We start from the raw sequence: 6,654 nt of genomic DNA, 5'->3' as shown, positions 1-6,654 counted from the left end.
CTGCTATATCCCGGCGGGATCATTCTGGATGGGAAGCCAGGACGACCCGGATGCGGGGAAGGACGAATCCCCCAAAGGGATTGATCTGTCCTACGGCTATTGGATCGGCCGCTACCCGGTGACGAACGCGCAGTTTGAGGAGTTTGTGACCGCTGGCGGCTACCGCGAGCCGCGCTACTGGCGCGAGGCAGAGGCGGCTGGTTTGTGGAGTGTAGCCGGGTTCGCGGGGTGGCGAGACAAGGGGCCGCGCCAGAAGCCGTACGATTTTGGCGAGCCACACCATGTTGCGAATCATCCGGTCGTTGGGACAAGTTGGTACGAGGCGCTGGCCTACACGCGCTGGCTAAATGAACGACTGGCAGGGCAGATACCGGCCGGCTGGGCGGTGCAGCTGCCCAACGAGCCGGAGTGGGAGAAGGCGGCGCGCGGCGGGGTGGAGATTCCGGCGCAACCGCTGATTCGATCGGCTGCGAAGGGGTCAATCGGCAAGGAAACGCCGCCATTGCATCTCAATCCGCAGGAACGGCAGCGCTACCCGTGGGGCAACGATCCTGACGCCAATCGGGCAAACTACGACGAGAGCGGGATCGGGACCACGAGCGCGGTGGGTTGTTTTCCCGGCGGCGCGAGTGTGTATGGGGTGGAGGAGCTGAGCGGTAACGTGTGGGAGTGGGCGCGGTCGCTGTATGGCAAGTACCCGTACCCCGCGAGCGGCGCCAAACGAGAAGAGCGCGAGAACCTGACGGCTGCGGCGTCTGAGAGCCGCGTTCTGCGCGGCGGATCGTACTTTGTCAGCCGGGCACGCGTGCGCTGTGCCCTGCGCCATGGAAATCCTCCCAATTTTGGACTTGAGGACTACGGCCTGCGCGTGGTGGTAGCGCCATCCGCCTCCGCCGTTTGACCGTACATGGTCGGGCTGCCCCCTTGCGCAGGCTGGCTGCCGCTCGAATCGCCGGGCAAGTCGAAATCGCCCCCGCGACACCCGCTCCTTACCCGGCGGGCCTGCGCAAGGTTGGACGATTGCCCGGCGGTCCCGTGAATGAATTCACGGGCTGATACACCGCCCCGTGAATGAATTCACGGTCTGATACACCGCCCCGTGAATGAATTCACGGTCTGATACACCGAAACCTGCTGAAGCAGGTTGGTGGTGGGTGTGATGGCTGAATTCGTAAAATTTGCGGAGAGCGAATTCACGGGCTGAGCCACCCGTGAATGAATTCACGGTCTGATACACCGCCCCGTGAATGAATTCACGGTCTGATATACACCCGTGAATGAATTCACGGTCTGATACCCCCCCGTGAATGAATTCACGGTCTGATACACCCCGTGAATGAATTCACGGTCTGATACACCCCGTGAATGAATTCACGGTCTGATACCTGAAACCTGCTGGAAGCAGGTTGGTGGGGTGTGACGACTCAATTCGTGAAATTTGCGGAGAGCGAATTGACGGGCTGAGCCGCCGTGGGTGTGCAGCGCTCTTCCGAATATCCTTTGCGTCCCTGCGCCCTGGCGTCCCTGCGTTGAGCAAACCTCCGCTGTCAAGACAGGTTCCCACCACCGCAACCCGCTTGAGCGGGTTTGACGTATCAGACACCGAATTCATTCGGTGGGGCCACCAACGCAACCCGCTTGAGCGGGTTTGACGTATCAGACACCGAATTCATTCGGTGGGGCCACCAACGCAACCCGCTTGAGCGGGTTTGACGTATCAGACACCGAATTCATTCGGTGGGGCCACCAGCGCAACCCGCTTGAGCGGGTTTGACGTATCAGACACCGAATTCATTCGGTGGGGCCACCAACGCAACCCGCTTGAGCGGGTTTGACGTATCAGACACCGAATTCATTCGGTGGGGCCACCACCGACAACCGCTCTCTTCTCCTCTTCCCCCCTTCTCCTCTCCGCGCAGCGGAGAGGAGAAGGGGCCGGGGGATGAGGAGAGGCCCTTACCCCAGTCCCGCTTCGGCGCGCAGGGCTGCGGCCTTGTCGGTCTTTTCCCACGGCAGGTCCAGGTCGTGGCGACCGAAGTGGCCGTAGCTGGCGGTCTGCAGGTAGATCGGCCGGCGCAGGTTGAGGTCACGGATGATCGCGGCCGGGCGCAGGTCGAAGTGCTGGTGGATCAAGTCCACGATGCGCTCGTCTGGCACGCGGCCGGTGCCGAACGTTTCGATGCTGAGGGAGAGCGGCCGCGCCACGCCGATGGCGTAGGAGATCTGCAGCTCGATGCGGTCCGCCAGGCCGGCCGCCACCACGTTCTTGGCAACATAACGGGCCATGTACGCGCCGGAGCGATCCACCTTCGTCGGGTCCTTGCCGGAGAAGGCGCCGCCGCCATGCCGGGCCACACCGCCGTAGGTGTCCACGATGATCTTGCGCCCGGTCAGGCCGGCGTCGCCCAACGGCCCGCCGGTGACGAAGCGGCCGGTCGGATTGACGTAGATCTTGGTCTGGTCATCCATCATCGCCACGGGAATGACATGATTGATGACGTACTCGATGATGTCGCTGCGGATTTCGTCCTGCGTCACGTCCGGCGCGTGCTGCGTGGAGATCACGATTGCGTCCACACGCACCGGCTTGCCGTAGTGATACTCCACCGTCACCTGGGACTTGCCGTCCGGCCGCAGGTAGGTGAGTTCGCCATCCTTGCGCACCTGCGCCAGGCGCCGCGTCAGCTTATGCGCCAGGACGATGGACATCGGCATCAACTCCTCGGTCTCGTTGCAGGCAAAGCCCACCATCATACCCTGATCGCCCGCGCCGATGGCCTCGATCGCCTCGTCGGAGATTTCGCCGTGCTTGGCTTCGTAGGCCTTATCCACACCCAGGGCAATGTCGGCCGACTGTTCCTTGATCGAAACCAGCACCGCGCAGGTGTCGCAATCGAAGCCGTACTTCGCGCGGGTATAGCCAATGTTGCGCAGCGTCTCGCGCGCAATCGTCTGAATGTCCACATACGTGCTGGTGGTGATCTCACCCATCACGCAGATCAGGCCGGTGGTCGTGGCACACTCGCACGCCACACGGGCATTGGGGTCCGCACCGATGATCGCGTCCAGCACCGCATCGGAAATTTGATCACACAATTTATCAGGATGTCCCTCAGTCACCGATTCTGACGTATAGAACAGCTTCGGCGACGCCATAAACGTCGTTGTCATTTCAACTTACTCCCCTCTTATCATTTCTCATTATCCAGGGGTATGAGATCTGAGATCAGAGACCAGAGATCGGGTGCGTGGAAGGCGGATGATCTCCGGTCTCCGGTCTCCAATCTCCGGTCTCCGCTCTCCGGTCTCCGCTCTCCGGTCTCCGGTCCCCGGTCTCCGGTCTCCAATCTCTCCTCCTACGTCCCCTCTTGCCAGGAGTTCAGATACTCCTGCTGCTCGACTGTGAGCGTGTCAATGTGGATGCCCATCGCATTCAGCTTCAAGCGGGCGATTTCCTGGTCAATCTCCACGGGTACGGTGTAGACCTTGTTTTGCAGCTGCTCGCGGTGGCTGACGATGAATTCGGCGGCCAACGCCTGGTTGGCAAAGCTCATGTCCATCACCGCGCTGGGATGGCCCTCGGCCGCGGCCAGGTTGACCAGGCGCCCTTCGCCGATGAGATAGAGCTTGCGGCCATCTTCCAGGTGATATTCGTCCAGGAATTCGCGCACGCGGCGCACTTCGCTGGACATGCCTTCCAGGGCCGGGATGTTGACCTCCACGTTGAAGTGACCCGAGTTGGCGAGGATGGCGCCGTCTTTCATGACCTCGAAATGGGATTTATCAAAGACATGGATATCGCCGGTGGCCGAACAGAAGATGTCGCCCACCACGGCCGCCTCGCGCATCGGCATCACACGGAAGCCATCCATCACCGCCTCCAGGGCGGATAAGGGCTGGATTTCGGTCACAATCACGTTCGCGCCCATGCCACGGGCGCGGCTGGCAATCCCGCGGCTGCACCAACCGTAGCCGGCCACGACGAAGTTCTTGCCGGCCAGCAGCACATTGGTGGCGCGAATGATGCCATCAATCGTGGATTGACCGGTGCCATAGCGGTTGTCGAACAGGTGCTTGGTCATGGCATCGTTGACCGCCACCACGGGGAATTTCAGCGCGCCTTCCGCGGCCATCGCGCGCAGGCGAATCACACCGGTGGTTGTCTCCTCGGTGCCGCCCAGGATACCCGGCAGCAGTTCCGTGCGCGTCTTGTGCAGCGTTGACACCAGGTCGCAGCCGTCGTCCATTGTCATGTGCGGCTTAATGTCCAGCACCGCGTTGAGATGCTTATAATAGGTCTCGTTGTTTTCGCCCTTGATGGCGTACACAGGCATCTCGTAATAGGCTACCAGGGCCGCGGCCACGTCATCCTGCGTGGAAAGCGGGTTGGAAGCGCTGAGGGCCACTTCCGCGCCGCCGGCCTGCAAAACCCGCATCAGATTCGCGGTCTCGGCCGTCACGTGCAGACAGGCCGCCATGCGCAGCCCGCGCAGCGGCTGTTCCTGGCGAAAGCGCTCCTCGATCAGATCCAGCACCGGCATCTCCTTCGCCGCCCACTGCATCCGATAACGCCCCTTCTCCGCCAACTCAAGGTCCTTGATATCGTAATTCTGTGTCACAATCTACTCCTTAACTCAATTATAGGGTTTTCGTAATGCGTAATACGCAATGCGTAATGCGTAATACGCAATGGGTAATGCGTAATACGGGGTGCGTATGCCCACGCTCCACTCCATCGTTTCACTCCCCACTCCTCACTCCTCACGATCTCCAATCTCACCCCTCACCCCTCACCCCTCACTTTCAACCACAAATCAACCGCTCTCCACACAGCTCTCTGGTCTCTGATCTCCGATCTCCGATCTCTGACCTCTCCCCTCCCCTTCAGCGAACCGACACACTGAACGATAGCCGAGCTTGGTGTACACGGCCAATGCCGGTGCATTGTGCTCGCTGACATTGAGGACAACGGTCAGACCGTCGGCCAGCAACTGCGCTGTGATGGCGCTGGTAATGCTCGTTGCGAACCCGTGACCGCGGTGCGCGGGATGGGTGTAGATGTTTCCCACTGCGGCCACCCCCAACTGGTGTGCGACCAGGTGTGTGCCCCCGGCCGCTGCCAGCTCGGCGCCCGCGAAAATTCCATAAAAAACGCCCTCGGCCACCTGCGATGGGCTGAAGGCATCGGGCGCGTGCTCGCCGCCAAGCGCATAGAGCGCCTGCAGGGCCGGCGCCGCGTCCAGGTGCAGGCGTTGCACCGGCGTCGCGCCCACGATGGGCCGGAAATCAAGCGGCTGCACGGCCATGCGCCGCATGGGGGACAATGCGTCGAAGGCGTAGCGCGCTTGTAAGATCGGCACATGCTGCCAGCGGCTGGCAATGACCACCGTTGACGGCAGCGCGGCGGTCGCGACAATCGCCTGCAGGCCCGCCGGCGCGCCCATGGTGAACAGCACGGGCGGCTGCAGCCCGGCATAGACCAGCGCCAGCGTGTGCAGGGTCACGCCGCGCCAAGCCCCGAACCAGGTGCAGGCGCCAAAGAGGGCCGGTTCCAGGTCGCCAATGGCATAGGCGGCGTAGGCGCGATCGCGTTGCAGGAAGGCGAGCAGCGTCTCGGGGTCGTTCAGGTTGTCAACGTGCCACATGGCCCTACTGGGCGCTGCTGGCGGCCGCCGATTGCGCCAGCGCCTCCAATTCGGGCGTGTCCGCAAAGACGCGGCGGTAGCGTGCCACAAAATCGGCCAAAGAATAGTGATGTTCCTGCGTGCCATGCTGCTCCAGCACATAGGTGGCGGCCAGGCTGGCAATGCGCCCGGTCACCGACCAGGGGAAGCCGTGCAGGAAGCCGACGATCAGGCCGGCGCGGTACGCGTCGCCCACGCCGGTCGGTTCACCCGGTTTTTCCGGCAGCGCCACCGGGATCTCAACCTGGGCGCCGCGATCGAAGATCACCGAGCCGTGTTCGCCGCGGGTCACCACAATGGTGGGCAGCAGCGCCCGCAGCGCCTGTTCGTCAAGACCCGTTTTGTTTTGGATCATGGCGAACTCATAATCGTTGCAGGTGAGAATACGTGCGTGGCGCATACCGATCAACAGGTCCTCAGCAGATAGGCGAATGATCTGCTGGCTGGGGTCATAAATGTAGGGGATGGCTAGGTCCGCCGCTTCTTGAGCGTACTTGGTCATGGCCGCGGGGTCGTTGGGCGAGATGATGACCAGGTCAACAGCGGCGCGGCGCAGGTCACGCAGAGAAAGCTCAGAGGCGCGGGCCATCGCCCCGGTGTAGAACGAGGCGATCTGATTCTGGCGCAGGTCGGTGTTGACAAAAAAGGAGGCGGTGAAATCCTGGGGGTAGATGGTGATGCCCGAGGTATCAATCCCCTGGTCTTCGAGCCAGCGCTGATAATCGCCAAAATCCTGGCCTGCCGTGCAGAACAGATAGGATTGCGCCCCGAGCAGGCGCAGGCTGTAGGCAATGTTGGCGGCGCAGCCTCCGCGTTGGCGGCGCATCGAGTCCACCAGGAAACTCACGCTCAGGGTGTGCAATTGGTCAGGCAGGATATGATCGGTAAAGTGGCCGGGGAAGGACATGATGTAATCATAGGCCAGCGATCCGGTAACAACGACAGCCATCGTTCTTGTAATTCCTCCTAC

The 6,654-nt window shown here is 61.8% G+C and carries 5 protein-coding genes; 1 reads left to right on the top strand and 4 read right to left on the bottom strand.

Annotated features, from left to right (window positions below):
• The coding region (locus IPM84_18640) for an SUMF1/EgtB/PvdO family nonheme iron enzyme (GenBank protein ID MBK9094746.1) at positions 1 to 901 on the top strand (901 nt) is incomplete at its 5' end.
• Positions 902 to 1,956: 1,055 nt separating this feature from the next.
• Here the strand turns inward: IPM84_18640 and IPM84_18635 are convergent.
• From IPM84_18635 to IPM84_18620, 4 genes are all read right to left on the bottom strand, one after another.
• Complete coding sequence (locus IPM84_18635) at positions 1,957 to 3,156, bottom strand: methionine adenosyltransferase (protein ID MBK9094745.1); 1,200 nt, start codon at positions 3,154 to 3,156, stop codon at positions 1,957 to 1,959.
• 200 nt (positions 3,157 to 3,356) lie between these two features.
• The gene (locus IPM84_18630; GenBank protein ID MBK9094744.1) at positions 3,357 to 4,619 is read right to left on the bottom strand and encodes an adenosylhomocysteinase; all 1,263 of its coding nucleotides are present in this window, start codon (positions 4,617 to 4,619) and stop codon (positions 3,357 to 3,359) included.
• A gap of 195 nt (positions 4,620 to 4,814) precedes the next feature.
• Positions 4,815 to 5,645 (bottom strand): GNAT family N-acetyltransferase, encoded by an 831-nt coding sequence (locus IPM84_18625; GenBank protein ID MBK9094743.1) that lies wholly within the window; start codon positions 5,643 to 5,645, stop codon positions 4,815 to 4,817.
• A 4-nt stretch (positions 5,646 to 5,649) separates the two neighbouring features.
• Positions 5,650 to 6,633 carry a carbohydrate kinase family protein gene (locus tag IPM84_18620; protein ID MBK9094742.1) on the bottom strand — a complete coding sequence of 328 codons (984 nt, stop codon included), beginning with the start codon at positions 6,631 to 6,633 and terminating at the stop codon, positions 5,650 to 5,652.
• Between the last annotated feature and the right edge of the window lie 21 nt (positions 6,634 to 6,654).

The sequence above is a fragment of the Candidatus Amarolinea dominans genome (assembly GCA_016719785.1).
Lineage (GTDB): Bacteria > Chloroflexota > Anaerolineae > SSC4 > Amarolineaceae > Amarolinea > Amarolinea dominans.
Note: the sequence above shows the minus strand (reverse complement) of the source record. Positions and strands in the feature narration are given on the sequence as shown.

Excerpts from the sequence above, each read along its gene's own strand:
- IPM84_18620 (MBK9094742.1), bottom strand. The coding sequence starts at position 6,633 with ATGGCTGTCGTTGTTACCGGATCGCTGGCCTATGATTACATCATGTCC.
- IPM84_18625 (MBK9094743.1), bottom strand. The coding sequence starts at position 5,645 with ATGTGGCACGTTGACAACCTGAACGACCCCGAGACGCTGCTCGCCTTC.
- IPM84_18635 (MBK9094745.1), bottom strand. The coding sequence starts at position 3,156 with ATGGCGTCGCCGAAGCTGTTCTATACGTCAGAATCGGTGACTGAGGGA.